Annotated in this window: 16 protein-coding genes; 12 read left to right on the top strand and 4 right to left on the bottom strand. The window is 69.4% G+C overall.

Features of this window, described 5'->3' with window-relative positions; all coding sequences use genetic code 11:
- Positions 1–28 precede the first annotated feature (28 nt).
- The 6 genes from H577_RS0103170 to ccsB are packed head-to-tail and all read left to right on the top strand — an operon-like array spanning position 29 to position 6,254.
- Positions 29–1,528 carry a pyridoxal phosphate-dependent decarboxylase family protein gene (locus tag H577_RS0103170; protein ID WP_029144723.1) on the top strand — a complete coding sequence of 500 codons (1,500 nt, stop codon included), beginning with the start codon at positions 29–31 and terminating at the stop codon, positions 1,526–1,528.
- Between the two features lie 10 nt (positions 1,529–1,538).
- Positions 1,539–2,168: a histidine phosphatase family protein gene (locus tag H577_RS0103165; RefSeq protein WP_029144722.1), complete on the top strand. Its 630-nt coding sequence runs from the start codon at positions 1,539–1,541 to the stop codon at positions 2,166–2,168.
- On the top strand, positions 2,165–2,791 hold the full coding sequence (locus H577_RS0103160) for a TlpA family protein disulfide reductase (RefSeq protein WP_029144721.1): 627 nt from the start codon (positions 2,165–2,167) through the stop codon (positions 2,789–2,791). Before H577_RS0103165 ends, H577_RS0103160 begins: the two co-directional genes overlap by 4 nt.
- Positions 2,788–3,525 (top strand): cytochrome c biogenesis CcdA family protein, encoded by a 738-nt coding sequence (locus H577_RS0103155; protein ID WP_029144720.1) that lies wholly within the window; start codon positions 2,788–2,790, stop codon positions 3,523–3,525. The genes H577_RS0103160 and H577_RS0103155 overlap by 4 nt, the downstream gene beginning before the upstream one ends.
- Positions 3,506–5,245 carry a cytochrome c biogenesis protein ResB gene (resB, locus tag H577_RS14905; RefSeq protein WP_036283612.1) on the top strand — a complete coding sequence of 580 codons (1,740 nt, stop codon included), beginning with the start codon at positions 3,506–3,508 and terminating at the stop codon, positions 5,243–5,245. The genes H577_RS0103155 and resB overlap by 20 nt, the downstream gene beginning before the upstream one ends.
- A 10-nt stretch (positions 5,246–5,255) precedes the next feature.
- Entirely contained in the window at positions 5,256–6,254 is a 999-nt protein-coding gene (ccsB, locus tag H577_RS0103145) for a c-type cytochrome biogenesis protein CcsB (protein ID WP_029144719.1), read from the top strand.
- 16 nt (positions 6,255–6,270) lie between these two features.
- On the opposite strand, the gene H577_RS0103140 is transcribed toward ccsB, so the two are convergent.
- The 3 genes from H577_RS0103140 to H577_RS0103130 all read right to left on the bottom strand — a co-directional run bounded on the left by H577_RS0103140 (position 6,271) and on the right by H577_RS0103130 (position 8,117).
- Positions 6,271–6,660: a type II toxin-antitoxin system VapC family toxin gene (locus tag H577_RS0103140; RefSeq protein ID WP_029144718.1), complete on the bottom strand. Its 390-nt coding sequence runs from the start codon at positions 6,658–6,660 to the stop codon at positions 6,271–6,273.
- Complete coding sequence (locus H577_RS0103135) at positions 6,657–6,899, bottom strand: FitA-like ribbon-helix-helix domain-containing protein (RefSeq protein WP_029144717.1); 243 nt, start codon at positions 6,897–6,899, stop codon at positions 6,657–6,659. Before H577_RS0103135 ends, H577_RS0103140 begins: the two co-directional genes overlap by 4 nt.
- 114 nt (positions 6,900–7,013) lie before the next feature.
- Entirely contained in the window at positions 7,014–8,117 is a 1,104-nt protein-coding gene (locus H577_RS0103130; RefSeq protein ID WP_029144716.1) for a DUF4232 domain-containing protein, read from the bottom strand.
- A gap of 132 nt (positions 8,118–8,249) precedes the next feature.
- On the opposite strand from H577_RS0103130, the gene H577_RS17525 reads away from it, so the two are divergent.
- The 4 genes from H577_RS17525 to H577_RS14900 all read left to right on the top strand — a co-directional run bounded on the left by H577_RS17525 (position 8,250) and on the right by H577_RS14900 (position 13,107).
- Positions 8,250–8,477 (top strand): hypothetical protein, encoded by a 228-nt coding sequence (locus H577_RS17525; protein ID WP_156876539.1) that lies wholly within the window; start codon positions 8,250–8,252, stop codon positions 8,475–8,477.
- Positions 8,478–8,482: 5 nt separating this feature from the next.
- Positions 8,483–9,748, top strand: coding sequence for an MFS transporter (locus tag H577_RS0103120; RefSeq protein ID WP_084515762.1), 1,266 nt, complete (start codon positions 8,483–8,485; stop codon positions 9,746–9,748).
- A gap of 174 nt (positions 9,749–9,922) precedes the next feature.
- Positions 9,923–12,469: a hypothetical protein gene (locus H577_RS0103115; RefSeq protein WP_029144714.1), complete on the top strand. Its 2,547-nt coding sequence runs from the start codon at positions 9,923–9,925 to the stop codon at positions 12,467–12,469.
- Positions 12,466–13,107 carry an ABC transporter ATP-binding protein gene (locus H577_RS14900; RefSeq protein WP_051191683.1) on the top strand — a complete coding sequence of 214 codons (642 nt, stop codon included), beginning with the start codon at positions 12,466–12,468 and terminating at the stop codon, positions 13,105–13,107. Before H577_RS0103115 ends, H577_RS14900 begins: the two co-directional genes overlap by 4 nt.
- A gap of 80 nt (positions 13,108–13,187) precedes the next feature.
- Here H577_RS14900 and H577_RS0103105 read toward each other — a convergent pair whose 3' ends face one another.
- Positions 13,188–14,042: a hypothetical protein gene (locus H577_RS0103105; RefSeq protein WP_156876538.1), complete on the bottom strand. Its 855-nt coding sequence runs from the start codon at positions 14,040–14,042 to the stop codon at positions 13,188–13,190.
- A gap of 254 nt (positions 14,043–14,296) precedes the next feature.
- Here H577_RS0103105 and H577_RS14895 point away from each other — a divergent pair, with 254 nt between their 5' ends.
- Together H577_RS14895 and H577_RS17520 are read left to right on the top strand one after the other, a co-directional pair.
- Entirely contained in the window at positions 14,297–14,794 is a 498-nt protein-coding gene (locus tag H577_RS14895) for a sigma-70 family RNA polymerase sigma factor (protein WP_084515761.1), read from the top strand.
- A complete protein-coding gene (locus H577_RS17520) occupies positions 14,787–15,803 on the top strand; it encodes a hypothetical protein (protein WP_156876537.1) in 1,017 nt (338 codons plus the stop codon). Before H577_RS14895 ends, H577_RS17520 begins: the two co-directional genes overlap by 8 nt.
- Positions 15,804–15,921 lie beyond the last annotated feature (118 nt).

Below are 15,921 nucleotides of genomic sequence, written 5' to 3'. Positions count from 1 at the left end.
CAGGAGCCGCCGGTCATAGGCTGGCGGCGTGACCTTCGATGATGCAGCGATCCTCGCCGAGCTCGACGCCCTGCGTGCCGCCGACGCACCCACCCACGGCGGCCGAGTGCTCTCGTACGTGTACGACGCCGGCCGGCCCGACCTCGACGAGCTGGCCGCGCAGGCGGCGCGGCGCATGCAGGCGGTGAACGGTCTGGATCCCACCACGTTCACGTCGGTCGCCGCCCTCGAACGCGACGTGCTCGCGTTCGCCTGTGAGATCCTCGGTGCGGGCACGGATGCCGCAGGCACGGTCACCAGCGGCGGCACCGAGTCGTGCCTGCTCGCGGTGAAGACCGCGCGGGATCTGTGGCGCACGGGCGGAGGCCGCGGCATCCCCCGCCTTCTCGCCCCGGTGACCGCGCACGCCGCCTTCCGCAAGGCGGCCGAGCTGTTCGACCTGACCTTCGATGGCGTGCCGGTCGACCCCGCGACCGGCACGCTCGACGCGTCGGCGATCACCGACCGGCTGGGGCCCGACGTGGCGCTGGTGGTGGTGTCGGCGCCGTCGTATCCGTTCGCGGCGATGGACCCGATCGCCGAGGTCGCCGCCGCATGCGCAGACGCGGGCGTCTCGTGCCATGTCGATGCGTGCATCGGCGGCTGGGTGCTGCCCTTCTGGCCCGACCCGGTCGCCGCGTGGAACCTGCGGGTACCGGGTGTGACCAGCCTGTCGGCCGACCTGCACAAGTACGGGTACGCGCCCAAGGGGGTGAGCGTGCTGCTGCACGCCACCCGTGACCGGCACCGTGCACAATACTTCGCCACCACCGACTGGCCGGGCTACCCGGTGGTCAATCCCACGCTGCTCGGCTCGAAGTCGGCCGCCGCGCTCGCCGCCGCGTGGGCGATCATCCGCGCCCTGGGCGCCGACGGCTTCCGCGACCTGGCCGCGCAGGCCGCCCGCGCCACGCATGCGCTGCGCGACGTGGTCGGCGGCATCGAGGGGCTGCGCGTGGTCGGCGAACCCGCCGGTCCGCTGTTCGCGGTCGCGACCGACCAGACCGTGCCCGCCGCCCGGCGCGTCGACCCGCACCATTGGGCCGATCGGGTGCGCGAGGCGGGGTGGATGCTGCAGCAGCAGCCGGGTCTCGTGCAGCCGGGCGGCATCCGCCTGCCGCACACCGCGCACCTGACCGTCACGCCGGTGACCGAGGCGGGTCTCGGCGAGCTGGTGCCGGCACTCGTCGCCGCGGCCGACGCGGTGCGGGGCGTGCCGCCGGTGGACCCGGCGTCGCTGCTGGCCGGGCTGCCCGGGTCGCTGCCGGAGCGACTCGACTCCGACACCGCCGGCGCGCTGCTGGCCGGCATCGGCCTGGGCGGGGTGGACGCGGCCGGTGTCGACGGCGGCGGTGGCGGCGGCGCCCTGCCCGAGCGGATGGCGCCGTTCCTGGCCCTGATCGAGGCGCTGCCGCATCCGCTCACCGAGCGCCTGCTGGTCGAGCTGCTGGCCCAGCTCTCAGCGCGCTCTGAAGCGGGCGCGCCGTAGACTGGGGCGCGTGCCCGCCGATCGCCTTCATCTCGTGCGCCACGGGGAGGTCCACAACCCCCGCCGCGTGCTCTACGGGCGACTGCCGAACTACCGGCTCAGCGCCGCCGGGCGCCAGATGGCCCGGCAGGCCGCCCAGTACGTGCACGGCCTGCACCGCCCGGTCACCGCGTTGATCAGCTCGCCGCTGCAGCGCACCCGCGAGTCGGCCGAGCCGTTCACCGAGCTGTTCGGCATCGAACCGGTGATCGACGAGCGCGTCATCGAGCCCACCAACGTGTTCGAGGGCCGGCGGATGCGGCGGGCCCTGGCCAACCCGCTCAACTGGCGCCACCTGCGCAGCCCCGCCACCCCCAGCTGGGGCGAACCGTACGCGCAGGTCATCGCCCGCATGGAGGCGGCGATGGCGGATGCCTGGACCCGGGCCGAGACCGGAGACGTCGTGATCGTCTCGCACCAGCTGCCGATCTGGGTGACGCACCTGCACGTCGCGGGCCTGCCGGCCCGGCACGACCCCCGCCGGCGCCGCTGCGCGCTGTCGAGCGTGACGAGCTTCGAGCGGCTCGACGACGGCTGGGTCGAGGTCGCATACGCCGAGCCCGCCACCGTCGCGGGAACTGTCGATGTGGGGGCCGTGTGAACAACCGGTGGACCGGGCGCACCCGGTGGGCGAAGGCTGCGGCATCCGTCGTCGCCGCTCTCATGCTCGCGGCGGGGTTGACCGCCTGCAGCGGCGCGGGTGACGACCTGGCCGCGCAGTACCGCGAAGGATCCGACAAGGGCTACATCGCGGGCGATTTCGCGGTCAAGGAGTACCACGGCGACGACCGTCCGGCCGCGGTGCGGTTCGCCGGCACGCTCGATGACGGCACGGCCGTGTCGAACAAGACCTACGCCGGCAAGGTCACCGTCGTGAACTTCTGGTACGCCGAGTGCGCGCCGTGCCGCCAAGAGGCGCCGGTGCTCGAGAAGGTGTACGCGCAGTATCAGGGGCAGGATGTCGCGTTCCTCGGTGTGAACACGTACAACCAGGCCGCGACCGCGCAGAGCTTCGCGAAGGAGTTCGGCATCACCTACCCGAGCGTGATCGACGTCGACACCAAGTCGGTCACCGCCGCGTTCGCCGGCATCGTGCCGCTGAGCTCGACCCCTTCGACGGTCGTGCTCGGCGCCGACGGCCGCCCCACCGCCCGCATCATCGGCGCGTTGCCGGATGCCTCGATCCTGGCGTCGCTGGTCAAGACCGCGCTGGACGAGTCGTGACCGACCTGGTCGCCGGCGGGGCGCTCTGGGTGGCGATCCCGATCGCGGTGCTGGCGGGCCTGGTGTCGTTCCTGTCGCCGTGCGTGTTGCCGCTCGTGCCGGGTTACCTGGGTTTCATCGGGGGAGCGGTGGCACCGCGGCGCAGCCAGGCCACCGGCCGCGGCCGGCTGGTGCTGGGCGTGCTGCTGTTCATCGCCGGGTTCACCGTCGTGTTCATGGCCGTGAACATCTTCAGCGGTTCGCTCGGCCTGTTCCTGCTGCGCTACAAAGACGTCATCACCCGGGTGATGGGTGTGGTGATCATCCTGCTCGGGCTGGTGTTCGTGGGTCTGTTCGGGTTCGCGCAGCGCACGTTCAAACCCGAGGTGCGCGGCAACCTGGGCCTTGTCGGCGCGCCGCTGCTGGGCCTGGCGCTCGGTGTCGGGTGGGCGCCGTGCATCGGCCCGACCCTGGCGGTCATCATCAACATGTCGCTGGGCGGGGCGTCGGCCTCGCGCGGCGCCGTGCTGGGTCTGGCGTACTCGCTGGGCCTGGGCATCCCGTTCCTGCTCATCGCGCTCGGCTTCGGCTGGGCGACCCGTTCGGTGGCGTTCCTGCGCCGCCACATCCGTGCCGTCAACCTCATCGGCGGCGCGGTGCTGATCATCCTCGGTGTGCTCATGGTCACCGGGGTGTGGGGAGTGCTCATGGCTTCGCTTCAGGGGGTGATCGGCAGTGTCACGCCCGCGATCTGACGCGCCGCAGGCGACGGATGCCGCCACCGACCCGCTGCGTCCGGCCGACCACGTCGACGGACGGCAGACCGACGTCGTCTCGCCCCGGCTGGGCGTCATCGGCTGGCTGCGCTGGGGCTGGCGGCAACTGACGAGCATGCGCACCGCACTGGTGCTGCTGCTGCTGCTGGCGATCGCGGCGGTGCCCGGTTCGATCGTGCCGCAGCGCAGCGCCGACCCGAACGGCGTCACCAAGTACTTCCAAGACAACCCCGACCTCGCCCCGATCCTCGACAAGCTGCAGCTGTTCGACGTGTACACGTCGGCGTGGTTCTCGGCGATCTACATCCTGCTGTTCATCTCGTTGATCGGCTGCGTGATCCCACGCGTCAAGCACCACCTCAAGGCGTTGCGCGCCCGGCCGCCGCGCACCCCGGCCAGGCTGGCGCGCCTGGCCGACCACCGCACCTCGATCGTCGAACTGGCACCCGGCGTCGACCCGCAGGCCGAGGCATCCCGTGCCGTCGACCTCGCCGCCGCGCAGCTGAAAGCCGGCGGGTACCGCGTGCAGCGTTACGACGGCCGCGGCTCGTTCTCGGTGTCGGCCGAGCGTGGATACCTGCGCGAGACCGGCAACCTGCTGTTCCACATCGCGCTGCTGGGCGTGCTGATCGCCGTCGGCATCGGCGGCGGCTACACCTACACCGGGCAGCGGGTGATCGTCGAGGGCACCACGTTCGTCAACTCGGTGGGCACCGACTACTCGTCGTTCAACCCCGGACGGTTCGTCGACCCCGACGCGCTCACCCCGTACACGATGCGCCTGGACCGGTTCGACGTGACCTACCAGCCGTTCGGCGGCGAGTCGGCCGGGCAGGCGGGCGACTTCGTCGCGCACCTGACCACCACGCTTCCCGGGCACAAGCCCGTCGACGACCAGATCCGGGTGAACCATCCGCTGAACATCGCCGGCGACCGGGTGTACCTGATGGGCAACGGGTACGCGCCGACGGTGACGGTGCGCGACCCGTCCGGAAAGGTCGTCTTCCACGACAGCATCCCGTTCCTGCCGCAGGACGACAACCTCACCTCGCTCGGTGTGATCAAGGTGCCCGACGGGCTCGCGAAACAGGTCGGCATGGTGTCGTTCTTCTACCCGACGCAGACCGCGAACGCGTCGGGGGCGTTCACGTCGGTGTACCCGGCGCTGCTGAACCCGGTGCTGACCATGAACGTGTACGAGGGCGACCTGGGCATCGACAACGGCGTGCCGCGGTCGGTGTACGAGCTCGACACGTCGGGCATGACGCAGCTGACCGGCGGCGCCACCGGCGTGAAGTCCATCGAGCTGGCGCCCGGCCACACCGCCGAGCTGCCCGACGGGCTCGGCACCATCACGTTCGACGACGCGTCGCCGGCGGGGGCGACGGATGCCTCGCAGTCGGTCAAGCGGTTCGCGTCGCTGTCGATCCACCGTGACGTGGCCGCACCCTGGGTGCTCGGTTTCGCTCTGCTGGCGCTGGGCAGCCTCATGCTCGCGCTGTTCGTGCCACGCCGGCGCATGTGGGTGAAGGCGACGCCGCAGGGTGCCACGTTGACGCTCGAGTACGCGGGCCTTGCCCGCGGTGAGGATCCCACCCTCGCGGCCGCGGTCGAGGCGCTGGAACGCAAGCACGGCGAGGCGTTCGAGCACGCCGGCGGCCACGCGGCCGGCGATCTGGCCGCGTCGCCCCGAGCGTAGACTGAACGCCATGCCCTCCCTCGACGACGTCTCGCTGCTGCTGGTCTGGACGGCTGTGGCGATCTATGCCCTCGCCTTCATCGCGTACACCATCGACCTGGCCCGGCGCTCGGCGCAGACGCTGGACGAGAAGGATGCCGCGGCGGTGCGCGAGCGCGAACTCGTGGCTGCGGGGGGCGGCTCGGTGGCCCCGGTCGGGCCCACCTCGCTGGCGGTCGCACCGTCACAGCGCGTGCGGCCGGTGTTCGCGCGCATCGGCACGTCGCTGACCTGGCTGGGTTTCCTTTTCCACGTCGGCGGCGACGTCACCCGTGGCATCGCGGCCGGTCGGGTGCCGTGGGCGAACATGTACGAGTTCGCGCTGACGGGCACCATGCTCGTGGTGGCGGTGTACCTGGCGGTGCTGTTCCGCTACGACCTGCGGTTCCTCGGGGCGCTGATCACCGGGCTGGTGGTGCTGCTGCTGGGCGGGTCGGTGTTCGCGTTCTATGTGCAGGTGGCGCCGCTGTCAGACCCGCTGAAGTCCCCGTGGCTGGTGATCCACGTGTTCGTGGCATCCTTGTCGACCGCGTTCTTCGCGCTCACGTTCGGGCTGTCGGTGCTGCAGCTGATGCAGACCCGGCGCGAGCGCAAGCTCGCCGCCGCCGACGGCGCGCCGGTGCGCGCCTGGGGCTTCTTGCGCACCCTGCCGAGCTCTGAGACGCTCGAGTCGCTCGCCTACCGGTTCGCGATCGTCGGCTTCATCTTCTGGACGTTCACGCTCATCGCCGGCTCGATCTGGGCCAACGACGCGTGGGGCCGGTTCTGGGGCTTCGACACCAAAGAGGTGTGGACGTTCGTCATCTGGGTGCTCTACGCCGGCTACATCCACGCGCGGGCGACCCGCGGCTGGCGCGGCACCCGTTCGGCGTGGCTGTCGATCATCGGCTTCGCCGCGGTGCTGTTCAACTTCGCCGTCGTCAACGTCTTCTTCAAGGGCCTGCACGCCTACAGCGGCCTGACCAACTGACCCGCCCGCGGCGCGGTCACCGCACCTGCACCTCGGCGAATGCTCCCGCCGCTCGGGCGAGCCGCACGTCGCGGGTGAGCAGGGGGCAGCCGAGCGCCTCGGCGAGGGCGACGTACGCCGCGTCGTAGGCGGTGATGGTGTGCCGCATCGCGAACACCCGTGCCCGCAGCGCGGGCGCCGAGTTCCAGCGTCGGATCGGCAGGGCGTCGAAGTCGGCCAACGCCTCCACCGCCCGTGTCGTGCTGATCTCGTCTCGGCGCACCAGCCCGCGCAACGCCGAGGGCACCTCATAATCGAGCAGCGTCGGCGCGTGCAGGTCGCCATCGGCAAGCACGGTGCGAACCTCGTGCGATCCGGGTGCGCCGGTGAGCGCGTCGACCACCGCCGAGCAGTCCGCGACGATCACCGGCGGGATGCCTCCGCCTGCGCACGCTCGGATTCGAGCGCGGCTCGTGCCGGCGCCGTGGCGCGTTCCGCGCGGGCGGCCGCGCGCGCGAGCACCTCGGCGACGCTGGGCTGGGCTGCTTCTCGGCGCAGCACCTCGAGCAAGAACGCGTTGAGCGACGACCCTTGGGCGGCCGCGCGTGACTTGAGTGTGCGCCGTGTCTCGTCGGGCACGTCACGAATCTGCAGAAGTCCAGACATACGCTCAGTATAGAGCTATATGCACTGTGTATGCTTTCTGGCCGCGCTGCAACAGCCATGTCCGCCGCAGCCGACGATCGGGCGCGCACGGCCCGCTTCAGAGCCTGGCTCGGCTCAGCCGGCGGCGGGGGTGCCGGTCTGCCACGCGGTGACCTGCAGGGTGGTGCCCGGGATGATGTCGAGGTCGACGTCCCAGCGTGAGCGGTTCAGCCCCGCCCAGGGCGCGACCCAGAGGGCGCGGGCGACCAGTTGGCCGTGCATCGAGTTCGCATCCCACGCGATGGCGGCGCGGGCGGTCTGGCCCGGTGCGAGCGTGATCCGGCTCGGGCCCGGGTCGGTGGCCATGAACGAGCTGCCGTGGCGCACGGTCAGTGCCAGCAGGTGGCCGTTCTGATCGCCGAAGGCGACATCGGGGTACCCCGTGAGTGTGCAGGGGTGGTCGGCCACGTTGACCAGTTGCAGCGGCTGCACGCGGTGGCCGGTGGCGGCGTCCGACGCCGGCGCCATGAGGGTCATGTCGGTGACCGCGCACGCACCGGCCGGGGCCGGGTCGGCGGATGCCGCGACCTGCGGTACCGGTTCACCCGTGGCATCCGGGTCGGGAGCAAGGGCCCCACTCGGGTCAGCCTGCGCCTGCTGCTGGGCGCGAGCCTGCTGCAGCGCGGTCTGGGCGGCGGCGTCGGCCGCCTGTGACGACAACGGAAGGGCGATCGCGGCGAGCACGGCCACGGTCGACGCGGTGACGGTCGCAACGCGCGGTGACGACGTGGTCGCGCCACCCCGCACGATGAGCGCGGGGATCCAGCCGACGACCAGGCCCCAGAACACGGCGAGGGATGCGGCGCCCAGCAGCGACAGGGCACCCCGAACGCCCGAGCGCGCAACGGTGGTGACGAACTCGCCGGCATCGAGCACGCCGCCGACGGTGAAGCCGGTGAGTACAGCGGCGAGCCACCCGGAGGCGAACGACACGCGGCCGTCGCGGGCCAGCCAGCCGCAGAGCATGGTGTAGGCGGCTGCGACGAGCACCACCGCGATCACGTGCACCGTGACCGCCCATCCGACGGGGACGCCGAAGAATCCGCCGCGCATGGGGGAGGGGATCATCCGCCCGAGCGTCGCCGCCTGCCCGCCGGCGAACTGCAGCAGGTAGGGGCCGAGTCCGCACAGCAGCCACAGGGCCGCGAGCACCGCCGCGGCGGCCAGTCGTCGGGTCACAGCTCTCCTTCGCCAGGTCGGATGGGCTGGGCAGCGCATCCCGTACGAGGCTATCGATGAATCCGCCGCGCCCTGCGCGAACTCATTTGTAAGGATCTGGCCGCGCCGAGAGATAGACATGATGACGTGCAAGTGAGACAGCTCGACACGCCACCGGAGGAGAGCAGGAAGGAAAGGATCGGGATGCTCGGTTCTGAGACTCGACGCGGTTCACGCTGGCGACGCTGCGGCTTCTCCGCATCAGACAGCGAGGCTGAAAGAGAGATTCATGACCGGCTCGATGCGCACATTCTGGACCTGCTGCGTGACCGCGAACTCCTCGGGACTGGCGCCGGGCTGACCGTGCGTACCCACGGCTGACTCGCATGTCGACTGAGTCTGGCGTGGAAGAGTCCGTCCCCCTCTCGCAGAATCGCGGGTTTCGCCTGCTCATGGGTGGACAACTTGCGAGTTCGCTGGGCGAAGGTGTGGCTGCCATCGTCCTGCCGCTTCTGCTGCTCGAGATCACCGGATCATCCGCGGCAGCCGGCGGCGTGTCGGCGATGGCGATGGCGATCACCCTCATCCTCGGGCTCGCCGCCGGCGTCTTCGCCGACCGCTGGCCACGCCGGCTCACCCTTGTCGTCGCGGCGCTGACCGCGTGTGCGGCCTGGGGCGTGTGCGCGCTGCTCCTGCAGATCGGTGCGCCGTCGCTCGGTGCGTTGGTCGCAGCCGCAGGCATCTCGGCGTTGGCGATGACGTTCTTTCAGCCGGCACAGAATGGCGCCGTGCGTCATCTCGTCCCCACCGCGCAGCTGCCTCAGGCCATTGCGATCGACCAGGCCCGCGAAACGACGGCGAGCTTGCTGGGAGCGCCCCTCGGCGGTGCGCTTCTCGTCCTGGGGCCTGCGGCGGCGATCGCCGCAGACTCCGCCGGCTTTCTCATCGCGGCTCTGTGCATCGTGGCGATCAGCACCTCACTCGGACCCGATCGGGTAACAGCGACCGGCGATCGAGCGTCGCAGCAGACGGTCATCGTCTTCCTACGCGGACTTCTCGCGGATGCTTTGGAAGGCGTGCGGCACCTGTGGAGTACGACCGCGGTGCGCACCTGCTTCTTCGCCGCGTGTGTGCTGAACGTGCCGTTCGTCGGCATCCAGGTGGGTCTCGTGCTCGGCCTGCGCGAGGCGGGTACGCCGGTGTACTTGATCGGGCTGGCCGAGACGATGAGCGGGCTGGGAGCAATCGCCGGTGCGGCGCTGGTCGGACCGCTCGGGCGGCGTCTCTCGCTTGGTCGCCAGATCGTCGTCACAGCCTGGGCCATCGGAGCGGGAGGTGCGCTCATCGCGCTGGTCTTCCCGCACATCTGGCTCGTACTGCCCGCGTGTTTCCTCAACACGCTGTTCGTTCCCGCGCTTAACGGCACACTGATGGGTCATGTCTTCGGATCGGCGTCCGAAGACCTGGCCGGCCGACTCGGCGCGGCAGCCCAGGTAGTGTCCGGGCTACTGATACCGCTCGCGCCGCTGCTCGCGGGACTGCTCATCCAGGTCGCATCCGGGCAGGTCGCATTGGCCGTCTTTGCGGTGGCGCTCGTGGCTCTCGCCGGCGTGCTCACGGCAAGTCCCGGCATCCGCCGCCTGGTCGCGTAGATAGACAAGGTGAGGAAGGACACCATCATGAAGAGTCGTCAGCCGCACGCCGTTCCCTGCTCGGGCTGAGGGGTGCACCGGGTTGTTCGCCTACTGCGACGTCCGTCGGTCGTCGCGGCGATCGCGTGCGGCGTCCTGGCTGTTCTGCTGTCATCACTCGGAACGTCCGCGCAGGTGCGCCTCGCTGACGACATCGCGGGAACCGCCCGTGGGGCATTCGACATTCTCGTCAGGCCGATGGGTGCGGATGACGAGGGGCTGTCCGACACCCACGGTGTGATCGAGCCGAACTACCTGTCGTTCACAGGCAAAGGCGGCATCACGCTGGCGCAACTGGCGCACGTGCGTTCTGTCGCCGGCGTCGCGGTGGCCGCACCGGTGTCAGTGGTGGGCCAGGTGACGACGGCGGTGATGACGCCCGGGGTGACCCTTCCGAACACACCCGGCGGCGGCATCTTCGAGGTCACGCTCACGCAGAGCCTCGATGATGGAATCCGGCAACGCACAGTGTCCACGCAGACGTTTCGGGTGGGAACGCCCAGTGCGCCGGACGGGCAGGCGGTGTCCACCGCACCGGGCGGCGCCGCCGGAGCCCTGCCCGCCGGAGGGTGGGGTGCGCTGGGGTCGCCGCTGCCTCCGGTGACGTCATCCGTGGTCGCCGTGGACCCTCTCGCCGAGGAGCAGCTCGTCGGGCACCCGGTCGAGGCGCTCGACCAGCTTGCGCGGGTTCGAGACGGCGCCACGACGTCGTTCACGGCGAAGGCTCTGGCTGAGGTCGTGACGCGACTGTCGCAGAAGGGGGACCTCACCCACACCGATGAGGTCTCGCCCGGGGTTCCCTTGGGCTCGACGATGCCGGTGGCGCCGGTGGTCATCACCACGTCCGACCCTGCGCGTACGACGCTGACGGCAAGTGCGCGCCTGGTCGACAGGGGTGCCGTCGTCGACCGCTTGTTGTCGGATCCAGACCCGGTGGCCGCCCTGCAGAAGTGGAAGCCCCCCGCCACATCAGCGACGAACCCATTGCGCATGACCGTGCCGGCTGGTGAGCAGGCGCTTGCAGGCAGGTCGATCACTGTCGACCTCGCACAGACAGGTGCGGAGTTCGCCGGTGGCGCAACGGTGAGCCGGCTGAGCGGCGTGCTCGTCGGGCGACCGGCATATCGCGATACTGCGCCCCGCAGCGGTCCACCGCACCTTCGGATCGTTCCACGCTCCGCCGTCCCCATGAACGGTCCGGTCTCGGATGAGATCATCTTGCCGGGCACGAGCGTCGGCAGCGTCGCCGTCGACGGGGAGGAGATGAGCTATCGCCGCACGACTCCCGTACACGCACGCGACGAGGTGGCGCTGTATCCGGTGCGGACGTTCGACCCGACGCAGCTGGTGCCCACCTCGCCGGCAGCGGGGCGGGTGAGCCTCGGAATCTACGATGTGCCGCTGCCGTCCGTCGTCCGGTCCACGCTGGCAAAGCCCGGTACCTCCCTGTTGCCGACGCTCAACCCGGCGGGCCTGGTCGTGCGACCGCCGGCAGCGATCGCCGACATTCGCGACGCGCCCTTGATGCGCGGTGGTGCACCGGTCGATGCGATCCGGGTGCGTGTCGCCGGAATCGACAGGTACGATTCCCAGGCATTGCGGCGAGTGGAGGACGTGGCATCGAGAATCGCTGACATGGGGCTGCACGTGGACGTGGTGATCGGCTCCAGTCCCCAAGAAGTCGACATCGATGTTCCGGCGTACGTCGCCGCCAGAGGCGCGGTCGTGCCGTTGGGAGTCGTCGCACAGCAATGGACGACGATGGGAGCGGCCACCACCGTCACCGCGAGCTTGAGCCTGACGACGATGCTGCTGGTGGGGATCGGTGGAGGCGCGGCGGTGGCGGCCGCGATTGCAGCGCAAGTACTTGAGAGCGCGTCCACACGCCGTGATGCCGCCCTGCTTCGCGCGATGGGATGGTCACGTGCGAGCGTGCGGCGCCGAATCCTCGCGGCGCCACTGGTGGTTTCGGTCGCGACACTGTGCGTGTTCGCGTCAGCGTGGTGGATGTCGGCATGGAGTGTGACGATGGGCCTTGCCGGGACACTCGTGTGTCTGCTCGTCCCGCTCACGGCCGTGCTGGCTGCTCGGGCTGCGACCGCAGGGGATGTGACGGGAGCTGCCAAGACCGGCGCGGCCGCCGGTCTGCGGACCGGGCGCCGGATGGCGTCGAGTCGCACCGCAGTGGCGTTGCGGTCGGCGTTGGCTGCCCGCACCGAAGTCATGGCGATCGCTGCGTTCGTTGCATTGACAGTGGCGGCCACGGGCGTCGTTGTGGCGGTCTTCGCCGCGCGCATCGCCGCCGCAGGGCCCACCCTTCTCGCGCACGCCGCCGTTGCAGCGCTGACATCCCGCCACCTCACGCTGTTGGTGGTGGTACTCGTCACCTGTGCGGGGTTCGCAACACTGTTGTGGAGGCACCTGCTGATGGGCAGACAGCGAGAAGACCGGGTCTTGCGAGTCGTGGGCTGGTCGGGACGAGACAGGCGTGACCTTCAGCTGCGCCTGCTCATGCTGATCGCAACGGGACCGGTGCTGGTGGGTGCGTGTCTGGCGTTCGCCATCGCTCACGCCGGAAGGGTGGGGATGCCTTGGCTCGCGGTGGTCGCGGGGATCGGGGGAGGACTGCTGGTGATGGCTCTCATGAGCATGCAATCCGTTGAGCGGAAAGGTCACGCGTGACTGGCGCGCTGCTGCAGCTGGAAGAAGCTCAGGTGGACCGGGGCGGGGTGTCGGTGTTCGATGCGCTGACGATCACCGTTGGGCCGGGCGACATCGTGGTGTTGCGCGGCCGGTCCGGATCAGGCAAGTCGACGGCGCTGTCGATGGCGATGGGTCTGCATCCCCCCGCTCGTGGAACAGTGCGATGGCAGGGTGAGGACATCTACCGGCTCGACGACGACGACCGCGCCGCGCTCCGTCGCGGTTGCTTCGGCATCGTGCTGCAAGACGGGGGGCTGTTGCACGGACTGACCGCGCTCGAGAACGTGCTCGTTCCGGTGCTGCGCAGGCATGCAACGAAGACCGACCGGGCTCGCGCCGGTGACATGCTGCGCCGCGTCGGGCTTCAGGATGTCGCCGGGCACACACCCGATCGGCTCTCCGGCGGAGAGGTGCAGCGAGTGGCGGTCGCACGGGCCCTGTTCTGTGAACCCCAGTTGCTGATCATGGATGAGCCGACGGCAAGCCTCGACCGGGTCGCTGCCGCAGACGTGATCGCGTTGCTCACCGAGTCTGCATCTATGGGACGGGGCGTGTTCGTCGCCACGCACGATGCCGCGGTGATCGCTGCCGCGACGGTGGTGCACGACATCGAGTGATTCCGTTCTGAAACGCGCGGGACGGCAGATCCGCGCGTGCCGCGCGACTGCAACCGAAACCGACGGGACCGTGCGGCGGCTCAGGCTGTGGCCGGCGCGATGCTCGCAAGCACCTTGTCGGACTGGTCGTTCCACCACTGCTCGATGGCGTTCATGGCCGAGGTCGGCAACAGGCCCGATGCGGTGTTCATGCCACCGAGGGGCTTCCCCGACGGCTCGAGAGGCCGGATGCTGTCGATGAGGTACACCTTGTTGCCACGCTGGTACACCATGGCGACGGCATCCCCCTTCTCGTCGAGGAGGGTGCGTTCGGTGCCGACGAAGTCATCGTCAGTCGTGCGGCAGTCGCCGAGCACCTGGGTGAGGGGGCGGGTGTCGGCAGAACCGACGTCGGGGAATCGCCACACCGACATCCGATACATGAACGTGTGCCCACGCGATCCGGAGTAACCGACGGATGCCACCGCATAGTACGTGTCGGCACCGGCGCCGAACATCGCTTCGTTGACGACATCAGACGGCGACCACAGCATGATGTCGAGGCTGTCTTGCAGTGAGCTTGCCAGTGCACGGCAGGGGCGGGGCAGAGTGCCCAAACCGACCGGGGTCGGCGAGCACGGCCCACCGCCCCGGCCGATCAAGATCTCGATCTGCAGATAGTCGTCGAGCACATCGGCCACCGGCAGGCTCTTGTTGAGCTGCTGCGACTGCAATCCCGGGGTGTTCGCGACTGCTGCCAGGCAGGGCTTCGAGGCATCGGGCGCGGCCGGCCGGCTCGGCGTGGCAGTTGCCACGGGGGTTTGCGGCGGTGCAGTCGTGATCGGGTCGCACGCCGTCAGAGCGCCCCACGACAAGACGGCGACGGCGGCGCAGGCGCAGACCGTGAGCAACCGTCTGCTATCGGCTCGCCGGTGGGTTTTCTTCTTGCGGATCACTCGTCCTCTTCCCCGATCGTGAGAGGGATGCTGTCGTCATGTTCATCGTCGGGGAGCGGTGGAACCTGACATGCGTCATGGTCACGATCGGCTAACGGCCGGCCGTGCGCACGCTCCGGTGCTCGGCCACGCCGGCGCCTGTCAGGATGGATGGTGTCGGCGATGCCGGCGGGAGAAGTCTCATGTAAGGTTCTTCTGCTCTGCGGCGATAACCCTGGTGGGGCCGGTGCGCAGGGAGCGCAAGGAGGTGCGAACTGATCGAGCAGGACTTCGTCGACCTCTACAACGCGCACTTCGGGACCGTGTTGCGCTTCGTGGAACGCAGGGCAGGGGGCGGTGGTGATGCCGAAGACATCACTGTGGAGACGTTCGCGGCGGCCTGGGGCGCCGGATCTCACGTCGAGGTGACGCTGCCGTGGCTGTTCACGGTGGCGAGAAACAAGATCAAGGACTACTACCGGGCAAACGCGCGCCGGCGCGAAGCAGAGGGACGCGTGATGAGCGATGCCATCGTCGCTGACGAAGACCTGGCCCAGATCGAACGGCTCGCCGTGCGCGAGGCGGTGGCGTCGTTGACGCCGCGCGAGCGGGACGTCGTGGAACTGACCTATTGGGATGACCTGTCTGCGGAGCAGGTGGCCGAAGTGCTCGGCTGCAAGGTCGGGGCTGTGTGGACCGCGTTGAGTAGGGGACGGGCGAGCTTGCGCGGGTTGCTAAGGCAGACGGAGGGGGTAGGTGAGATCGGTGGATGACGAGACGCTGGAGCGCATGATCAAGGCAGCCGACCCAGCACGCACGCCCGTCGACGCGCCTCTGACGCTGAGGCAGATCCAACTTCGCGACAGCATCGTCGCCGGCACGTATGTCGCGCATCGCCCAGCGACCCGAAAGGATCGCTTCCGTTGGTGGAAGACAGCCTTGCCGGTCGCGGTCTTGGCGGCGTGCCTTGTTGCCGTCGTGGTGCTTTCCGTTGGAAGTATCCGCCCACAGTCGGCACTCGCACTTACACCACCGGCACTGCACTTCGTCCCGACCGGTCAGACTTCGCAGCAACTCTTGCAGATGCTGGAGCGCCACGCATCCGGTGCCCCAGCCGGCCCAGCGCGACCGGAGCGAGGATCGAGGACGGTTGGCTGGTACGCGCAGATCACCCAAGATGAGACAGCTGGGACCACGGCGGTGATCGCGCCGCAGGTGACCACGATCGCTTGGGCGTCCGACCAATCGGGCAGCATCCGGACTGTTGCAGGAAAGCCCTACTGGGCTGACGAGTCGGGCTCAGCTATCCCGCATGCGGCAGCTCCTGCGGAAGGGGCGCTGATCTCAGAGATGACCTTCGGTCCAGGCGAGTACGAACCGTCGGTGCGTGACGAACCGGGAACGTCATCGAAGGCCCTGGCCGATTTTCTCGAGAGTGCCGGCTTGACCAGCGACGGCGACGCTGCGGACATGCTCGATGCCATTGGCAATGCGTTCAGTAGCTGGACGCTCACGACTGAGCAGCAGTTGACGTTGATCAAGATGCTGCTAGCAAGACCTGATGCTGAAATCCTCGGTGCGGCGACCGACCGAGCGGGACGGGCGGTGATCGGGATCGCCGCCGACTCCCATCGGTTCCCCGGCACGCAGAAGGTGCTTCTTGTGTCGGGCGACACGGGCCGCATCGTAGGCCTAGAGACGGTGGCAACGAGCCCATCAGAGGCGGTGCCCGCTGGAGCTGTCATCTCTTATTCGCTTTGGGACACACCCAGTGAGCCGTGAATGGAGCAACGGAATGATCAAGAGAGTACTCGCAGGCGTGTAGACAATGCCACTGACGCAACGTCTTGCGACACATCTGGTTGCGCGCGACGGCGTCCTGGCGTGAGTTCCCAAACCC

The organism is Microbacterium luticocti DSM 19459, assembly GCF_000422405.1.
Lineage (GTDB): Bacteria > Actinomycetota > Actinomycetes > Actinomycetales > Microbacteriaceae > Microbacterium > Microbacterium luticocti.
The sequence above is the reverse complement of the archived record's forward strand: the minus strand, read 5'-3'. Positions and strand labels throughout refer to the sequence as shown.

Excerpts from the sequence above, each read along its gene's own strand:
- H577_RS0103120 (WP_084515762.1), top strand. The coding sequence starts at position 8,483 with ATGTCGACTGAGTCTGGCGTGGAAGAGTCCGTCCCCCTCTCGCAGAAT.
- ccsB (WP_029144719.1), top strand. The coding sequence starts at position 5,256 with ATGCCCTCCCTCGACGACGTCTCGCTGCTGCTGGTCTGGACGGCTGTG.
- H577_RS0103135 (WP_029144717.1), bottom strand. The coding sequence starts at position 6,899 with ATGTCTGGACTTCTGCAGATTCGTGACGTGCCCGACGAGACACGGCGC.